Source organism: Microcoleus sp. B4-D4, from assembly GCF_036705185.1.
GTDB lineage: Bacteria > Cyanobacteriota > Cyanobacteriia > Cyanobacteriales > Microcoleaceae > Microcoleus.
Genome location: NZ_JAUBTX010000031.1, coordinates 33,285 through 50,823, shown reverse-complemented (window position 1 = coordinate 50,823; position 17,539 = coordinate 33,285). Strand labels below are relative to the sequence as shown.

Annotated in this window: 14 protein-coding genes; 5 read left to right on the top strand and 9 right to left on the bottom strand. The window is 46.3% G+C overall.

Going from position 1 to position 17,539, the window contains the following annotated elements:
• Positions 1-700 precede the first annotated feature (700 nt).
• Together QUB13_RS20785 and QUB13_RS20780 are read right to left on the bottom strand one after the other, a co-directional pair.
• Complete coding sequence (locus QUB13_RS20785; RefSeq protein ID WP_194008573.1) at positions 701-922, bottom strand: hypothetical protein; 222 nt, start codon at positions 920-922, stop codon at positions 701-703.
• Positions 919-2,688, bottom strand: coding sequence for a S8 family peptidase (locus QUB13_RS20780; protein WP_333384238.1), 1,770 nt, complete (start codon positions 2,686-2,688; stop codon positions 919-921). The genes QUB13_RS20785 and QUB13_RS20780 overlap by 4 nt, the downstream gene beginning before the upstream one ends.
• Before the next feature lie 255 nt (positions 2,689-2,943).
• Here QUB13_RS20780 and QUB13_RS20775 point away from each other — a divergent pair, with 255 nt between their 5' ends.
• Complete coding sequence (locus tag QUB13_RS20775) at positions 2,944-3,360, top strand: hypothetical protein (RefSeq protein WP_333384235.1); 417 nt, start codon at positions 2,944-2,946, stop codon at positions 3,358-3,360.
• 493 nt (positions 3,361-3,853) lie between these two features.
• A complete protein-coding gene (locus QUB13_RS20770; protein ID WP_333384186.1) occupies positions 3,854-5,560 on the top strand; it encodes a pentapeptide repeat-containing protein in 1,707 nt (568 codons plus the stop codon).
• 74 nt (positions 5,561-5,634) lie between these two features.
• Here QUB13_RS20770 and QUB13_RS20765 read toward each other — a convergent pair whose 3' ends face one another.
• From QUB13_RS20765 to QUB13_RS20750, 4 genes are all read right to left on the bottom strand, one after another.
• Positions 5,635-7,761: a HEAT repeat domain-containing protein gene (locus QUB13_RS20765; RefSeq protein WP_333384182.1), complete on the bottom strand. Its 2,127-nt coding sequence runs from the start codon at positions 7,759-7,761 to the stop codon at positions 5,635-5,637.
• A 261-nt stretch (positions 7,762-8,022) separates the two neighbouring features.
• Entirely contained in the window at positions 8,023-8,187 is a 165-nt protein-coding gene (locus QUB13_RS20760) for a hypothetical protein (RefSeq protein WP_333384179.1), read from the bottom strand.
• 66 nt (positions 8,188-8,253) lie between these two features.
• Positions 8,254-9,042: an ABC transporter permease gene (locus tag QUB13_RS20755; RefSeq protein WP_333384176.1), complete on the bottom strand. Its 789-nt coding sequence runs from the start codon at positions 9,040-9,042 to the stop codon at positions 8,254-8,256.
• 248 nt (positions 9,043-9,290) lie between these two features.
• Positions 9,291-10,271, bottom strand: a complete 981-nt coding sequence (locus tag QUB13_RS20750; protein ID WP_333195857.1) for an ABC transporter ATP-binding protein — start codon at positions 10,269-10,271, stop codon at positions 9,291-9,293.
• 103 nt (positions 10,272-10,374) lie between these two features.
• Between QUB13_RS20750 and QUB13_RS20745 the strand changes: the two genes are divergently transcribed.
• Positions 10,375-11,184, top strand: coding sequence for a calcium-binding protein (locus QUB13_RS20745; protein WP_333384174.1), 810 nt, complete (start codon positions 10,375-10,377; stop codon positions 11,182-11,184).
• A 41-nt stretch (positions 11,185-11,225) separates the two neighbouring features.
• Here QUB13_RS20745 and QUB13_RS20740 read toward each other — a convergent pair whose 3' ends face one another.
• From QUB13_RS20740 to mnmG, 3 genes are all read right to left on the bottom strand, one after another.
• Entirely contained in the window at positions 11,226-12,260 is a 1,035-nt protein-coding gene (locus QUB13_RS20740; protein ID WP_333384171.1) for an NAD(P)-dependent alcohol dehydrogenase, read from the bottom strand.
• 391 nt (positions 12,261-12,651) lie between these two features.
• Complete coding sequence (locus QUB13_RS20735) at positions 12,652-13,446, bottom strand: SDR family NAD(P)-dependent oxidoreductase (protein ID WP_333384167.1); 795 nt, start codon at positions 13,444-13,446, stop codon at positions 12,652-12,654.
• Positions 13,447-14,312: 866 nt separating this feature from the next.
• A complete protein-coding gene (gene mnmG, locus QUB13_RS20730) occupies positions 14,313-16,229 on the bottom strand; it encodes a tRNA uridine-5-carboxymethylaminomethyl(34) synthesis enzyme MnmG (protein ID WP_333384164.1) in 1,917 nt (638 codons plus the stop codon).
• 219 nt (positions 16,230-16,448) lie between these two features.
• Here mnmG and QUB13_RS30530 point away from each other — a divergent pair, with 219 nt between their 5' ends.
• The gene (locus QUB13_RS30530; RefSeq protein ID WP_442922188.1) at positions 16,449-16,745 is read left to right on the top strand and encodes a DUF3800 domain-containing protein; all 297 of its coding nucleotides are present in this window, start codon (positions 16,449-16,451) and stop codon (positions 16,743-16,745) included.
• Between the two features lie 15 nt (positions 16,746-16,760).
• Positions 16,761-17,186, top strand: a complete 426-nt coding sequence (locus QUB13_RS20725) for a DUF3800 domain-containing protein (RefSeq protein WP_333384161.1) — start codon at positions 16,761-16,763, stop codon at positions 17,184-17,186.
• The last annotated feature ends 353 nt before the right edge of the window (positions 17,187-17,539 follow it).

Below are 17,539 nucleotides of genomic sequence, written 5' to 3'. Positions count from 1 at the left end.
GCTGTCGGGTGGGAGATTAGATTAGTAGATGCACCCTGATTAATTAACTCCCGACCAATTTTGGCCGGGTTTTTTTTTGCAAAAATTAGGGATAACGACAGGTAGCGACAGTTTTAGGGCTGATGTATGGGCCGAGAAACCCGGTTGCTACGAGTTTTGGGCTATGTGACAAGAAATGTTGAAAGAAACCGGGTTTCTGAAATCATCAATTTTCTGAAATTGTCCCGAAAGAGGTACGGTGCTACCGGAGACTAGATTAGTAGATGCACCCTGATTAATTAACTCCCGACCAATTTTGGCCGGTTTTTTTTTGTGTTAAGGCTGATGCTGAACAAATTTGAGGTTAATTTCCGGATTGTGGTGAAATTCTCAGAAAGCTTAGTTGGTAGATGCACCCTGATTAATTAACTCCCGACCAATTTTGGCCGGGGTTTTTTTGGCAAAAATTAGGTATAACGACAGCTAGCGACAGTTTTAGGGCTGACGTATGGGCCGAGAAACCCGGTTTCTAGGAGTTTTGGGCTATGTGACAAGAAATGTTGAAAGAAACCGGGTTTCTGAAATCATCAATTTTCTGAAATTGTCCTGAAAGAGGTGCGGTGTTACCGGAGACTAGATTAGTAGATGCACCCTGATTAATAAACCCCAGCCAATGAAGGCCGGGGTTTTTTTTGTTTGAAAGCTGGATTAGTCGATCGAGCTACAAGACTTCAAAAGACTGCACCTCAAGCACCGGGCCGATCATCGCAAAAGTCATTATATCCTTGCGGACTGTACCTTTGACACTGACTTTCAAACCATCTTTTTTCAAGTCAGAAGGAGCATCCTTAAGTTCATAAGTTTCTCCATTTTCGCCAACCAAAGCCCAGGTACCTGGGCCTAATCCTTGGCGTTCAATTTTGCCTTTGACTGTAATACTCATGCTGACTGCGCCTCTGTTTTAAGTGCTAAATGTGCCAATCCAAAACACAACAAAGCATTGACAATCAAGAATGTTTGTGCTACTAAACCAGTTCCCAATCCCCAAACTGCGGGAGAGAGAACAGCATTCACAGCTAAACAGCTAGCAAAGCCGATCGAAGTGGCGATCGCAATCCACTTCCACTGTTGATGTCCCAACAGCAAAACAATCAAAATCCCTGGAATCAAAACACTAGCAAATAAGGGATTCAGCATATTGCTGCCGTTAATTGCACCGCCGAGTTCGGGAATAGAACTGCCCATGATTCTCATCGGCCACTGCGGTAAGTCAAATACAAACAAGTTGCGGAGGAAAAAGAAGCCAGAACTTCCAGCCATCAAGCCGCCGGAAAAGCCCCAAGTCCACTGGAACGGAAAATAATTCCGCATAATGAAAGCCAGCAGGTAAGAACCGAGCACCATTGCAATTTTCGGCAACAGGGCGACTGCACCGCCGTCTATCCAGAAGCGGGGGCTGAGATAGCCGTTGTCGCGCAGCCAGCGGAAGAAGTCGCGGAAGTTGATTTGTCCGCGCTGGGCTAGCTGAACTGCTGCGCCTGCGTCTAGGTGTCCCGAACCAAAATGGTTTAAGGGGTCTTCTGTGACATTTCGCGACGACTGCAAGAGTATGCTGCGAATTTGGTCTGGTTCTGTGACACCGGAGGCTTTGATCAGCGCTGCAACGCCGGCAACGTGGGGCGCAGCCATGCTGGTGCCTTGGTAGCCTTCAAAGATTTCGGCACCGGTTTCTGGGTCGATCGTACTTTGGAGAATTTTGCCGAGTTCAGAACCGCCGGGGGCTGAAATGTCAACACCCGCGCCGAAATTGGAATAATCGGCTTTTTCTTCGTTGGGGCCGAGGGCGGAAACGCCGATGACGTGGGGATAGCGGGCGGGATAGGATGCCGAACTGTCGCCGGAGTTGCCGGCGGCGGCGATGATGACAACGCCTTTAGAGTAGGCGTAGTCGATCGCTTCTTCCATTAATTGACTTTCGCCACCACCGCCTAAACTCATGTTGATGACATCTGCGCCGTTGTCAGCAGCAAATTTAATTGCTTCAGCAATGTCGGAAACTGTACCGCCGCCGCTGCCGCTTAATACTTTCAGCGGCATTAAAGCTGCTTCGTAAGCGATGCCTGCAACGCCGTAGTTGTTGTTAGTTGATTGGGCGACAGTACCTGCGACGTGAGTGCCGTGGCCGTTGTCATCGTAGGCTTCGGCGCGATCGTTTACAAAGTCGTAGCCCGGTACAAATTTGGTTTCTTTTAAGTCGGCGACGGGAGTGATGCCGGTATCAATTACCGCTACTGTTGTGCCGCTGCCTTTTGTTTCGTTCCAAGCCGATTCTACGTTGATGCTGCGGAGATTCCACTGCTTGACATACATGGGGTCGTTGGGAATCTCGTAAGCGCTGTAAATGTAGTTCGGTTCAATGTATTCGGTATCTTTAGCCAACTTTGATTTTCTCAGGGCGTTTAGCAAAGTGCGATCGCCCTTGACAACATACACATTATCCTGTTTAGAAAACTCACTGTTGAGTTGCGGTGCGATTTGGTACTGCTGGGCGAGTTCTTCTACTCGTTTTGCAATATCAGGATTACCGATATCTTCGCGGAAATCCAGCACAATCGAGTCATAGGTGCCTTGAGTAGCAAGTCCTGGGAAATTAGAAATTGCCCAGCCAAGCCCGATTAAAAATAAGCACAGAAAGAAAAATTTTTTCATTGCCGATCGTCCGTTGAGGGAAGGCTTGTTCACCACAATAACCGAATTTTCATCGCGATCGCCAGTTTTCTTAGTTGTGGCTGCGGTCAAACTCGCGGGCGGGCTTTTGGTATGTGGTGGCGGTGGCTACCCGCGCGATCGCAAATGGGTGTAATTTCTAGTTTAAATTGCCAAGCAAGTTTGAGTAGTTCAATAAATTGTATCATTAAAGCAGATGGCAAAGAAAACCGGGAGTATTTTTCACAAGGATATTGCATGGAAAGAGGTTTAATGTGGTTGCCGCTGCTAGCAATTTTTATTGGGCTGGCTTGGGCTGGATGGAACGAGTATCAAAAGTTAGAAGCCTATCGCGTCTGGGCGGAACAATTCGCCAAGGCCAAGTACGATATTTATGCTGTACTCGGTCAGCAAGAAGACTGTTTGACTTGGGGGAAACCTACTCGCAGCGGGCCTGTGAATTTGCAAACTTTTTCTTTAAAAAATGTGCAGTCGCTCAGGTTGTTAGTTAACGGCGTTGTGGTAGATTTAGAGTCGCCACCGAATTCGGGAAATGCGATCGCCCTAGAATTTTTGTTGAAAGATGCTGCGGCGGTGCATGTTCCTTTTACAGAAGTTCCTCTAGCGACTAAATGGGCAAAGTATTTGCAGGGAGAATTGCAGCGATTCCTCTAAAATCATCCTATTAGCACAAATTAGGAATAACATAAATTTCGTGGTTTTAGCACAATCAAACTGGTTTGTTGTGAGGACTTTAGTCCGCAAACAATCAGAGGAATAAATTCTTAATTACTAACTTAAAAATGGTTCGTAGTGAGGAATGTATTCGGGAGCATCTCAGTTTGGCATTTGAGCGTGCGAGCGTCCCCGAAGAGCGAGTATAATAGACGAGCCGCGAGTATAATAAGCGAGCGGGGAGTATAATAAGCGATCGGGGACGCTCGCACTACCATAAAAAAATGCTTGTTGCAAAACTGAAATGCTCCCATATATTCCGCAATAAAAGAGAAAAAAAAGCCCAACTGGCAACCTAAAAATGATTTGTAATGAGGAATGTCTTCCACAATAAATTAGAGGAATAAATTCCTCGTTGCCAACGCGATAACAGTTATTTTACCAGACTAGAGATAGTTATTTCATTCCTATTCCCCTTCCCCTTCCCCTCCGAATGCAAGTACAAGAATTTTTGCTGCGCTACCAAGAAGGAGAGCGCAACTTTGCTCACATTGACCTCAGCGGTGCTAGTTTAAGCGGTGTCAACCTGCGAGAAATAAACCTCACAGGTGCTAACTTGACCGGTGCTAATTTGAGCTGGTCTTGTTTGAGCAATGCTAAGTTAATTGGAGCTTGTTTGCGCCGCGCCGATATCCGCAATGCAGTGATGTCCGGGGCAAATTTGAGCGGGGCAAATTTGAGCGGGGCAAATGTTGCGAAAGCGGATTTGCGCCTTGCTTGTTTGGAAGGTGCAGAACTCAATTGGACGGTGCTTTCTGAAGCGGATTTGGGGGGTGCTAATCTTCAAAAGGTTAAATCTGACCAAATTAATTTGGAGAAAGCTAAACTCGACGGCGCACACTTGATGGGGGCGAAGTTGATGGAGGCGAATCTCAACCGCGCCAGTCTTGTTGGTGCTAATTTAACGGATGCTAATTTGCGGGAAGCGCATTTGGTGGAAGCAAATTTGCGATCGGCAATTTTGAGCGGTGTAAATTTGATTGAAGCTGATTTAAATGGTGCTCAAATGCGATCGGCAAATCTGGCGGGCGCTGACTTGCACCGAGCTGTGCTGGCGGGGGCGGATTTGACGGAGGCTGTGCTCGATAATGCTGATTTGAGTCGAGCGAATTTGGCTGGTGCTTATTTGTTGAAAGCGAGTTTTAAGAAGGCGCTTTTGCTGCGAGCTAACTTGCAAGGAGTGTATTTGCTGCGGGCGGATTTGAGCGAGGCTAATTTGCGCGGTGCTGATTTGCGGAAAGCTGATTTGAGTGGCGCTTATTTGATGGATGCGATGTTAGGTGAGGCGGATTTAAGAGAAGCTTGTTTGATTGAATGTCGTTTGATTCGGACGAGTTTGGAGGGGGCGCAGCTTACGGGTTGCTGCATTCAAAATTGGCAGGTTCAAGATGTGGATCTGTCAAAAGTAGACTGCGGGTATGTTTTTACTCAGTTTGATTATACTGCGAAAGTTGCGGCAAATCGCTTTCCGGCGGCTCGCGATTTTGAGTCTGGGGAATTGGGGCGGCAGAATCAAGAGGAAAGTTCTATTGTGGAGGTCTATTTTGCTGATTTTCCTAATTGGGAGGCTTTGGTGTTTACGGTGCGTCGGGTGGAGTTGGAGAGTTGGCAACTTCAGTTGAATGTTCAATTTTTTGAGTCTGCTGGAGAACAAAATTTACTGCGGCTGAGCGCTAACCGTTTGGTGAATGGCAAGATTTTGGGCGATCGCATTTTGGCGCTTTATCCAGATATGTTGGAAAAGGTTTTAGCCAAGCGGGTAGAAATTTGGGGTTTGCTAGATTTGGCTGTTGCTAGTAACAGTGTGGAGCCGCAGGAGCCAATTCAAAATGAAGTGTTGGTCAGAAAACAGGAAATCTACCAGCGAATGGTGCGTCAAATTTCGTTTATTTTGATGTCTCAAACGCCGGATAAATTCTCTGAAAGTGTGCAGCGGCTGTTGGATTATTTGAAGCAGCAAGGTATTCCGACTATTCAGATTCAGAGGAAAGTCATCAGTCAGGCGATCGTGCAGCGGGCCAAGCAAGACCCTGGTTTTCGGGAACAGTTGATTTTGTGGGAGAAAACGGCGCCCGCGAATGTTCGCGGCTCGATGATGGGGGAAGCGGTGCGGGGTGCGATCGGGCTTTTGTCGGAATGAATTGAGTTTTTGTGGGAATAAATCGCGCGGCAAAATCAACATAAATCGCCGCAATTTATGTCTCAGCTAACCACTTACCAGTCTTCGCTCCTGAGTCGGCGGCCCGCTAAGGCCCGCACTTGCTCATCTGCGTCGGAAACTGCAAGCGATCGCACCAGAGGCAAAGTTTCCGCATTTTCGGGATAATGTTCGATAATTGCTTCGAGTGCTGTAAATCTGGGATTGTAAGCAAAAGAACCTGTTCTATCGTAGGGGTCAGTCAGAGCTCTCTGGCGCAAAAACTCAAACATTCCCGGCTCGTCTTTCCATCCCCGCATTAACTCTACCAGGGCGATCGCCCGCACCTGAGAATCTTCATCCTGCGCTGCCCGAATTTTCAGCCACTCAAAAGTTTGAGGCTCATTTGTCCGCCCGCGAGCTAACTTTTGCAAAGCGATTTGCCTAACCGCCGGACTTTCATCGCCCTCTGCTTTAGCCTCCAGCATCCTCCAAGTTTCAGCACCCGAAGGCCAGTTGCGAGCGAGTTCCTGCACCGCCACTTCCCGCACCTCCTCCTCCCCAGAATCAAGCTGAATTTTCAACCACAGCAAGGTTTCCGGCTCTTCGGGCCATTCCCGCGCTATTTCTCGCACCAGCACGCTCAGCAGGTGAGCATCCCCCTCCGACTCCGCGAGTTTTTTGAGAAAAGGCAAAGTCTCGTCGCGGTGTCCCCAGCCTCTTGCTATCTGTTCCACCGCAGTTTCTCGGACGTTGAGGTGTCTGTCTGACTCGGCGAGATTTTTCAACCACTCAAAGACTTCGGGACTGGCTGACGGTAAGGTGGCTGCGGCTGCTACTACTACTTGGCGCACAGTCCAATAATCCTCTGAGGCCGCTATTTTTTGCAACAGGGGCAATGTCTCCGGGCTGTCGGGCCAACCTGCTGCAATCTTTTGCAGGGCTATTTCGCGCAGTTCGGCGTCGCGATCGCCCGCAGCTATATTTTGCAAAAAAGGCAGAGTTGCGGGGTTAGACGGCCAGCCAGAGGCAATTCCTTGGACTGCTGCCTGCCGGACGGTGGAACTCTGGTCGGACTCGGCGAGACTTTTGAGCAGCGGATAAATCTCTGGTTGGGCCCGCCAGCGCGAAGCTAATTCTTCGATCGCTGCTGTCCGCACTTGTTCGCTGCTGTCGGATACGGCTAGGGTTTTCAGCAGCAGGCCAACTTCTGCCACGGCCTGCCAGCCCGCTGCCAACTCCCGCACAGCTAATGTTCGCAGGGTAGAAGTTCCTGTCTCGGTCAAGTTTTTGAGCAGGGAGAAAGTACCTAAAACGCTGTGCCAACCTCTGGCTATTTCTTGCCACGCTGCGACTCGCACTCCCAAATTTTCGTCGGATTCGGCGGCGGTTCTCAGCTGCAGTAAGGTATCTGTTCGATCGCGCCAACGACGGGCCAACAGTTCCAGCGCGCAGGTGCGGACGGTCGGACTGCGATCAAACTTAGCCAGGGCGGCCACCACTTGCAAGGTATCCTTTTTATCGGGCCAACCCGCGACCATTTCTGCGATCGCAGCCGATCGCACTGCCCAACTTGTATCGAATTTAGCGAGTTTTTTGAGCATCAGGTAAATTTCTGGCTCGTCAGACCAACTGCGGGCTATGGCTTTGACTGCTGTGGCCCGGACTTCGCCGCTGTCGCTGGAGTGTGCGAGTATTTTCAGCCACGGCAGGGTTTGCGGGTCGTTTTTCCAAGTTTGGGCGATCGTGGCGATCGATCGATCGCGAATTTGATAAGTTTCCTGCAATTCTTGAGCGCTTTGATAAAGAATCAGGAAAGCCGTGCCGTATTGTGATAGCTTTTTTAAAGCATTTAACAGTTTTTTTTCGGTGTTTTTATTGATGCCATTTTTGACTTTTAACAGGCATCCCGCTGCTAAAAATAAATTAATAAATTTTTCAGGTTGACCGTTTTGATCGGTCAAATATTCTATCAGTTCGCTCGCTGTTTCTCGATCTAATTTAGCTGCAATTTCTGTGAAGACTTCCTGCAAAGATTCGTCGCGCCAGTGCTGCTCGAAAACTTGTATTTTGAGTTGAGTCCAAGTCAGTTGACCAGTTTTGAGTTGTGCGTCGATTAACTCTGCAACTGTCTGGGGATTATTTTCGCAAACAAGTTTTTTTAACAACATACCAATATCTTGTCCCCTAGAGTTTGTTTGCATTGAAAAAAGACTCGGCGGTTGACATCAGGTTTATACAGGCTTACACCCTAAAATAGCGGCTTGAAGAAAGGGCGATTAAAATTACCTTATTTTCTTTGCACCGCAAAGGTGTTCGCCCTCGATGGCCCAAGCAAACGCAAGTTTGACGCTGGCGGGGTTTCAACCTTTTTCTGCTCCGTATTGTAGTATGCAGCCGATCGACTCTATTTTATACCACAATTATTTACCAGCGTCGCGCCTCAATGCAAAAGCCGCCAGCACCTACAGAAATATTGGGTTTTGGCGGAGGGTTATCGAACAATTCAGGCGGTAATTGCTCAAAGCATTAACTTGATAACCGTTTCCGACTCGCAACATCCCCACTTGTTTTGCAGCAACCAAAGCACAAACACCTGTATTAAGGGCGATCGTTGGATGCGATCGCACACCTACCCAAAACCATCGATATCTTACTGGGACGCACTCTACAATTTTTTAAATTTTAATGATTATTTAAGCTCCCATGCTGGAATACTGCTTCAAACCCTGCCGCCACAGCCAGCGATTCCACACAAAAAACACCGCACTCCAACCCAGCATTACCAGTAAACCGCGGCCTACATCTACGGGCAATCCTATCAAGATTGCAGCGGGAAAATGAATCAAATAAGGAAACGGTGTCCACAAAACTACTTCGCGCACGGCTGGGGGAAATACTTCTAGCGGCGCGACAAGTCCCGATAAAAACAGGTACATTAAAAACCAGAATTGTTCGATCGCACTTGCCCTCTCAATCCAAAAAGCAAACAGCGCAAAGGTATACTGAATCAGGAACCGCAAACAAAAAGCGAAAACGAGAACCAACAAAAACAGCAAAAATCTGCCCAAACTCGGCAGCCAAAAAGACTGCGGGTAAAGTGCAAAAAATAGCAGCACTAATCCTAATACAAACGGTAGCCTCGCAAACCTTTCGGAAACGTGAGATGCGAAGTGATGCCATACGGGATCGAGAGGCTGCAACAATCTATTAGATAACTTACCTTCCACGACTTCTTTTTCAAACTCCCAAATCACCCAAACCACATTAGTTTGTCTGACTATAAAAGCTGCTAAAAAGTAACGCGCAAAGTCGATCTGCTTCAGCCCAAATTCACCAGTTTCGGCCGCTTGCATCCACACGCCCATCAAGATAAACGGCAAAGCTCCCGACAGCGCCCACAAAAACAATTCCTCCCGGTATTCGAGCATATAAGCGTAGTAGGTGACGAGCAAAGTTTTAGCAATTTTAATGTTTTTTTTCATATTCATTGTCACTGAAAGAATACTGAATTTAACTCAAGGAAAGAAGAAATAGGTAGAGATTCTTAATGTGCGCTACCAGGTAGATTCTGGTAACGAGACACGAGCAGGGTAAAGAGGCTGGTAATAATAAATCACGATCTCCCGAAATCCCCTTTCTTAAAAGAGAATTTCATGCTTTCTTGACCCCTTAACAAAGAAAATGTTTGACGGTTGTTTGCTCCCTTTGTCAAGGGAGATAGGAGTAATATCTACACTTTACCCGTGCGAAAAACTCGACCGATTACCTCTTCAATTGGCGGATCGGTAACACTCAAATCGATAACTTCTAATTCTGCTAAAATCTTCGACACGCTTACCGTCAGTTCCTCCCTTTTTACCAAAAACCGCACGGAATTACCTTCAATTGATTCTACCTCGCCGTAACCAAAAGCGCTATCTTTGGCCAAGGGTTCGGCTAATTTTACTTGAACTTCCCGATAAGGTGCAAACCTGTCGAGCAATCCGTCCAAACTGCCATCATAAACTAATTGCCCTTCATGGATTAACAAAACGCGCTTGCACAAAGCAGTAATATCAGCCATGTAGTGACTTGTCAAAAGTACCGTTGCTTGATAGCGCTCGTTATATTCCCGGAGAAATTGCCTGACGCTAAACTGTGCGTTGATATCCAAACCTAAAGTCGGTTCATCTAAAAATAATACCTCCGGCTGGTGCAGCAAGGCAGCCATGAATTCTGCTTTCATGCGTTCGCCCAAAGATAGCTTTCGCACTGCTTGATTTAACTTGCCTTCTAGTGACAGCATTTCTGTCAATTCTCCGACTCGTCGCCGATAATCTGCATCGGAAATTCCATAGACAGCGGCGTTGATTCGCAGAGAATCGAGCACTGGTAAATCCCAAATTAACTGTTGTTTCTGCCCCATCACTAAGGTAATTTTTTGCAGAAAATCTGCTTGGCGGCGGAACGGAGTGCGATCGCACACTGTCACTGTACCATCAGAGGGATAAATCAAACCAGTCAGCATTTTCAGCGTCGTAGTTTTGCCCGCACCGTTAGCGCCGAGAAACCCCACCACTTCTCCGGGTTCAATACTGAAAGAAACGCCGTCAACTGCTTTGATGTTACGGTAAGTGCGGTTAAAAAAGTGCTGAACTGTTCCCTTAAGTCCCGGTTGTTTAATCGCTACTGGATAAACTTTGCTCAAGTCTTCTACAAAGATAATTGGCATCGGCTTTAATTTTAACTTTTATTTTAATCTGCGATTTTGCGATCGGCTGTGCCAAGATGGAAATAATTGTCAGATATCCATTAATCGCAAAAAATTTACAACTATGGTACTCACTCCCGATCGTTCACGCATCTCTCGTTTGGTAGGAGACAATTCTCCTGAAAATATTACACTTGTACCGGGACAACTTGCTAGTTTTCCTGGGGGAGTTTCGATGCTGGGCGGCAATGATACTGTCACGGGTTCATCAGATGCAGAACGGATTTTCGGTAACGATGGTAAGGACAGTCTGTCAGGCGGGCCCGGCAATGATTCTATTTACGGCGGCAAAGGTGATGACGATATTTTGGGAAAAAGTGGCAACGATGTTTTGACAGGGGATAGAAATAGCGATTTTATTGATGGCGGTGTGGGAAATGATTTGCTGCGCGGCGGTCAAGGTGTTGATTTGTTAGTTGGCGGTGATGGTAACGATACTTTAATTGGCGATAGAGATGTGGATATTTACAAAGGAGGTGCGGGGAGAGATGTTTTTGTTTTTCGAGTCGATCAAGCGGGAATGGGAGTAGGGGGAATAGAAGTTCCTGATGCAGTAATTGTGGACTTTGATAAGTCGAATGATTCCATCGGACTTAGTGTGGATTTTAGCACTACTCTTGTCTTCTTGGAACAGACAAGTTATAGCTTGGACGATCCGAGACTGCTGCTGCTAAATCCTGGAACTATAACGGGGGGAACGAATTTGTTAGCCAAGGGCGGTATCTCGCAGGAAAGTCTCGATCCAGACGGCAACGGGCGCGTGGAAGCTACTAATATTAGATTTGGTTCTAATCAGGCTTTGTTGGGTACTGTGTTGAATGTAACGCCTGCTGATTTAACCGGCCGTTTGATTAATGCTAGTTCTCTGCTGTAATTTGTAGATCTGGGGTGCGAATTACGCACCTTACTAAGGATCTAACTTACTGTCAAAACTGCGCGATAGCGCACTTTATTGTCGCGGACTTTCTGGATTGCTTCATTCGCTTGTGCGATCGCAAAAACTTCGACAATCGGCTCAATCCCAAACTTCTCTGAAACTGACAGCATTTCATAAATCATAGCACGACCGCCGATCGGAGAAGCCGTAATTCGGCGGCGCTTCGCCAGCAGCGCAAATAACGGAATACTCAAAGGTGCGTCGGGAACTCCCACAAAAGCAAGGGCACCGTCAGAATCGAGAAAATCAATGTAGGGAACCCAATCTAAAGCAGCAGGAACAGTGCTCAACAAAATATCTAATTTACTGCTAGGCGGTTGAGGAACTTCGCCTTTTTCTACTACAATAGCTTCGTCCGCCCCCATTTTATGGGCAAATTCTGCCTTATCTTGGGAAGTAGTAAAAACTGTAACGCGGTTGCCTAATTTTTTAGCAAATTGCACGGCCAGGTGTCCCAAACCGCCGATACCGAGAATGCCGATTTCTTGCCCAGAAGTCATCCCCGCGTTTCGCAAACCGGCGTAAACAGTAGTTCCGCCACACAGCAACGGCCCGGCTACTTTGGAATCGATGCCTTTGGGAATAGGAAAAGCAAAGCGGGAATCTACCATTAAATAATCGGCTAAACCGCCGGGCCCTGTAACAATTAATCCCTGGTTTTCATCGCAGAGATTTTCGTTACCGCGCAAGCAGTCACGACAATGCAAGCAAGACGACCTTTGCCAGCCGACACCAACGCGATCGCCTACTTTTAAATGAGTCACTTGCGGCCCTATTTCTGCCACTTCTCCGATAACTTCGTGACCGGGAACCAGGGGATATTTTGATTGACCCCAATCGTTGTCAATCATGTGCAAGTCCGAGTGACAGATGCCACAATTTAACACTTTTATTAGACATTCGTGCACCTTGGGCGCTGCGACATCAAATTTGTATTCTTCAAGCAACCCGCCTGCTTTTTTTGCTGCTAATGCTGTGATTTGCATGGTAATATTTTCTGGTTTCTTTGTCATTATAATAGTATTTGGGGCTGGTTGAGCCGTCTATTTTTTTAGAAATTTAAATTTAATAACTCAAAGTATCTGCCACATTCTTCTCTCCCGAAGCCGAGGGATAAAGAGAGGCTCTTTTTCGCTCCTGAAGCGCGATCGGGTTCTCCTTGGTGACAAGCACTTAGGATGGAAAACTTAATAACTTAAACACCTCCTACAGTCCTCTCTCCTGTAAGTTGCCAGATCAAAGGAGGCAGAGCCTCCGGATCTGCATTACCAGGCAGAGCCTGGTAACGAGCAACAGTTAACAGTTAACAGTTAGCAGTCAACAGTCATTTGCTACTAATAACCAATAACCAATAACCAATAACTAATAACCAATAACTAATAACTAATAACCAATGACTAATGACTAATTACCAATGAATAATTGCATCAAACCGGGGAATAATCGATAGGCTTCCGATGCAAAGAAAGCTGGGCCGACGGTAACTTCTGCACGCTGATTCTTCACAGCATCCCAGATTGCTTTAGCAATATCTTCCGGCTGAGAAGCCCAGTTAGATTTCAACATTTCGGTCATTTGTTGGCGGCGCAATTCGACTGCAGGTTCGTCTCGATCGCGAAATTGAGCTCTTTCCAAAAAATCGCTGTTGATCAAACCCGGATGTACGGCGCAAACGTGAATGCCTCGGGGTGCTAATTCCAATCGCAAAGTTTCTGTTAAACCGGTTACTGCATATTTGCTGGCGCAATAAGCGGTCATTTGAGGCAAGGGCATTTTGCCGCCTATGGAACCAATATTGACGATTGTACCCGTTTTGCGATCGAGAAAATGTGGTAAAAGTTCTTGAATTGTGTTAACGCAGCCCCAAAAATTGGTATTCATTAATTGCTGCCAATCTTCGGAGGTGGTTTGCTCGATCGCCCCCGCGAGACAAATCCCGGCATTATTCACCAAAACATCAATGTTTCCGCAAGTATCTAGGGCTTTTTGGACGATCGCCCGCACTTGTTGAATGTCGCCCACATCCCCCGCAATAGGGAAAGCGGAAGTGCCTTCACGCTGCACCTGAGCCGCTGCCGCTGCCAATCTCTCTGGCTCGCGAGCCACCATCACCACATCGTAACCTTTACTGGCAAATAACAGTGCCGTTGCTTTGCCGCTTCCTTGAGAAGCGCCTGTAATCAAAACTGTAGGAGCCATAGATAGTTATACTTTGTAAGTGGGGGTTTTGTTTGCTGCTGTATGGAAACTATAACAGATTTAAGGTTATTTTAGGCGCGCTCTACATTGATAGTTGTTTTTGAGTGTGGTAATTTTTAAGGATTGGCGATCGGGCTTTTTGAAGGAACCGCGAAGACGCTAAGAACGCGAAGGCTAGAACTCGAAGGCAGAAAGAATAAGAGTGGACAAGATAAGATAAAGTATTCTGATTTTGTACGAAATTTGCATGGCTACAGCCTAGGTCAGGTTTATGATGCACTCACTTCTAACCTGGTTTGTTTACAGTTCAATTTTCTACCTATAAACTGATGGGTGTTCCAGAAACTATATTTCAGGCGTACTGCACCTACATGGAATATGCTGTAATCCTTTCAAAAACATATTGAATTATATCAGAGTAATTTTGACTTGGTGAGGATTCTTTCCAATTCCCTGCAATTCGATGTTGGGAGTTTTGACTTTCCTCTTCTTTTCTGGCTAGCTGGATCAGCATTTGAGCTAAACGCAACTTCTCCCTGTATCCAAGCTGCTGACACAAGCCAGCGATCTCATCATAGTTTATGACCAATTTTGGTTTGTTAGCTTAATCAAGATCGGTCATATTTTACCATATCTAACCAGTTGCTTTTGCTTCGGGTAGATGGATTAAATTCAACTCGCAAATAAAACCTCCTGGGAGCATCTCAGTTGTGCATTTATAGTGTTGTCCCCGATCGCGAGTACAATACGCGATCGGGGACGCTCGCACGCTCAATAAAAGAACCCAGCGCCGTTTCTCTGCCGAAATCGCGTACAATTTAACCAACAATTAAGACAAAGCCGAGCAATTTTTGGGTTTTATTAATTCAATTTCCCACAGCAGCCGGTTGCTGACGATTTCGCACTTCCAGATAGATCAACAAAGCATTAACATCAGCCGGATTAACCCCGCCAATTCTCGCAGCTTGGCCAATAGTCAGGGGCCTAATTTTAGTCAATTTTTCCCGCGACTCCTTCGAGAGAGTTGTAATTGCCATATAATCCAAATCCCCAGGCAATTGGCGGCGTTCGTGTTTGGCAATGTCATCAATTTGATTTTGCTGTCTTTGCAAATAACCGGAATATTTTAGGTCAATTTCTACACCATTTTTCTCGGCTAATTGTAGACTGGAATCACCTAAATTGTAACGTTCCAAATCGACATAATGAAAACCGGGACGGCGCAGCAAATCAGCGAGAGTAATTGAACCTTTAATCGCTTGTTGAGTATCGACCAAAATTTTCTTCCCAAGCTCGTCGTGTTCTTTGACGCGAGTCGAGTACAAACGGGCTTTTTCCGCGATAATATTAGCTTTTTTGCGCTCAAATAACTCCCAACGGCGATCGCAAATTAAACCGATTTCCCGTCCGAGCGGAGTCAAGCGTTGATCTGCATTGTCCGATCGCAATAATAACCGATATTCCGATCGCGAAGTCAGCATCCGGTAAGGTTCCCGCAAATCCTTAGTACACAAATCATCGATCAAAGTCCCGATATAACTTTGCTCGCGAGGAAACACAATCATCTCCTGATTTTTCGCGAATCTAGCCGCATTAATCCCCGCCACAATCCCCTGTGCCGCAGCCTCCTCATAGCCAGTCGTACCGTTCACCTGACCCGCGCAAAACAGCCCTTCAATCTTCTTAGTCATCAGCGTCGGAAAACACTGAGTTGCCGGCAAATAATCGTACTCCACAGCATAAGCAGGGCGCATCATCTCGCACTTTTCCAAACCAGGAAGAGTCCGCAGCATTTGCAATTGCAAACTTTCCGGTAAACCAGTCGAAAAACCTTGGATATAAAGTTCAGGAATATCCCTACCTTCCGGTTCAATAAAAATCTGGTGGCTTTCCTTATCTGCAAACCGCACAATCTTATCTTCAATACTCGGACAATAGCGCGGCCCCTTCGCATCAACCCAGCCGCCGTAAACCGGAGAAAGGTGCAAATTGTCTCTAATTAACTGGTGAGTTTCTGGCGTAGTTCGAGTTAGGTAACAAGGCATTTGTTCCCGTTCCACCCAAACTTCAGGATCGAAACTAAACCAACGAACTTCTGCATCTCCCGGCTGCGGTTCCATGTTGGTGTAATCGAGAGTCCGCTTGTCAACTCTTGCCGGAGTTCCTGTTTTCAATCGTCCGGTTTCAAAGCCCAAACGATTGAGAGTTTCTGTCAAACCCACGGCGGCAAATTCTCCGGCGCGTCCAGCCGGCATCGACTTATTGCCAACCCAAATTGTGCCGCCTAAAAAAGTGCCTGTGGTGAGAATTACGGCTTTGCATTCAAAGGCAACGCCGAAGTATGTTTCAACGCCGATAATTTCTTCATTTTTGCCCAAAACTAAGTCTGTAACCATCGCTTCGCGGACGGTCAAGTTCTCTTGATTTTCGACAATATTGTTCATCACGGCGGCGTATTCCCGCTTGTCTGTCTGTGCTCTGAGAGCCCAAACTGCGGGGCCTCTCGAAGCGTTGAGGACGCGCTTTTGTAGATAAGTGCGATCGGCCATTTTACCGATTTCGCCGCCCAAGGCATCCACTTCGTTAGTAAGTTGAGTTTTCGCGGGCCCGCCCACAGCCGGATTGCAGGGTTGCCACGCAATTTTATCGAGATTGAGGGTGAGTAAAAGCGTGCGACAGCCGAGGCGAGAAGTGGCGAGGGCGGCTTCGCAGCCGGAGTGTCCGCCACCAACTACGATGATGTCGAAACTGTCTTGGAATTGTACTGTGGTTTGTGCCGTCATTCGATTTTAGATTTTAGATTTTAGATTTTAGATTTTAGATTGAATAGGTGACTCCACGGATTAATCTGGGGGCTTGTATCCTGGATATTTGCGATCAAAATATAAGCGCAGGTGAGAGATGGGGTTTTAGTCTTGTCTTTATTCTAGTATAACTTAAAGACTAAAAAACACTTATAATGTAGCGTTTATGTCAAAAAGTTACCATAAGGCAAGAGGACGATTTTATTTTACGTTGATGAGGGGGGCACTGGCTGGAAAGATATGGAGACAAATTTCTTTTTTTTAGCTAGCTTTGCTATTCATGTCCAGCAATGGTCACAAATGGAAAGAGAAGTTTCAGCACTTAAAAAGGAACTATTTAGTGGGAAGGAACCTGAAGACTGGGAACTTAAGGGGCGCGATATTTGGCAAGGTGTGGGTTCATTTAAGACTTTTCCAAGGGAATTCCGTCTTCGAGCGTTCAAGAAAGTTTCAGAAACTATAAGTCACTTACCTTGTCATATATTCGCTGTTTAAGTCAACAAAAAAAGATTGCGCGAGACCAGCGAAGATATTAAAGATGAAACTGGTTTGTATCGCTTAAGTTTTACTCAATTATTAGAGCAGCTAGATGCTTATCTAAAGCAATCTAACGAAACAGGAATATTACTTATGGATTCGCGCTCAACTCAGCATACCAGTATTCAGGATGGGAGATTGCTCAGAGTGTATCGAGATTGGAAGTCACAAACAAAATCTTCTAATTTTGTGGAACTACCTTTGTTTGGCTTCTCAGAATTTTACACTGGTTTGCAGCTAGCAGATTATGTGGTGTACTTGATCGATCGTAGTTCAAAGGAAGCAGGGACAGCCAGTGGCAATACCGAATTGGAGGAAGCATTCAATCTTCTTGAGCCGAAAATACAGTTGTTAAAAATTCCTATTCTCCCGCCTAAAATTAACTTTGAATACCGCTAAAATGAAGGGTAAGTTTAAATGCGAATCCACGACTATTATAGTCGTGGATTTCGCCCTTATTGAGAGCTTAACCCTCTTGTAAAAGGGGCTTAAAATAACTCTCTACGCCTTGGCAGGGCGTTATTTTGGTAGTGATGGTATGATGATTAAATCATGTTTCAGGTTGACAGGCGCACGGTATCTCAACCGTACCATAACTCCCCGTGCAGTTCGGGGCACCTTGTCTCTGACAGGCGCACGGCATTGCAACCGTACCATACCTCCCCGTGCAGTTCGGGGTACCTATCATTTAATATCAGTATAAGTAGTCGTGCAAAATTAATTACACGAGATTTCGCGTGAAACCCTTGCCC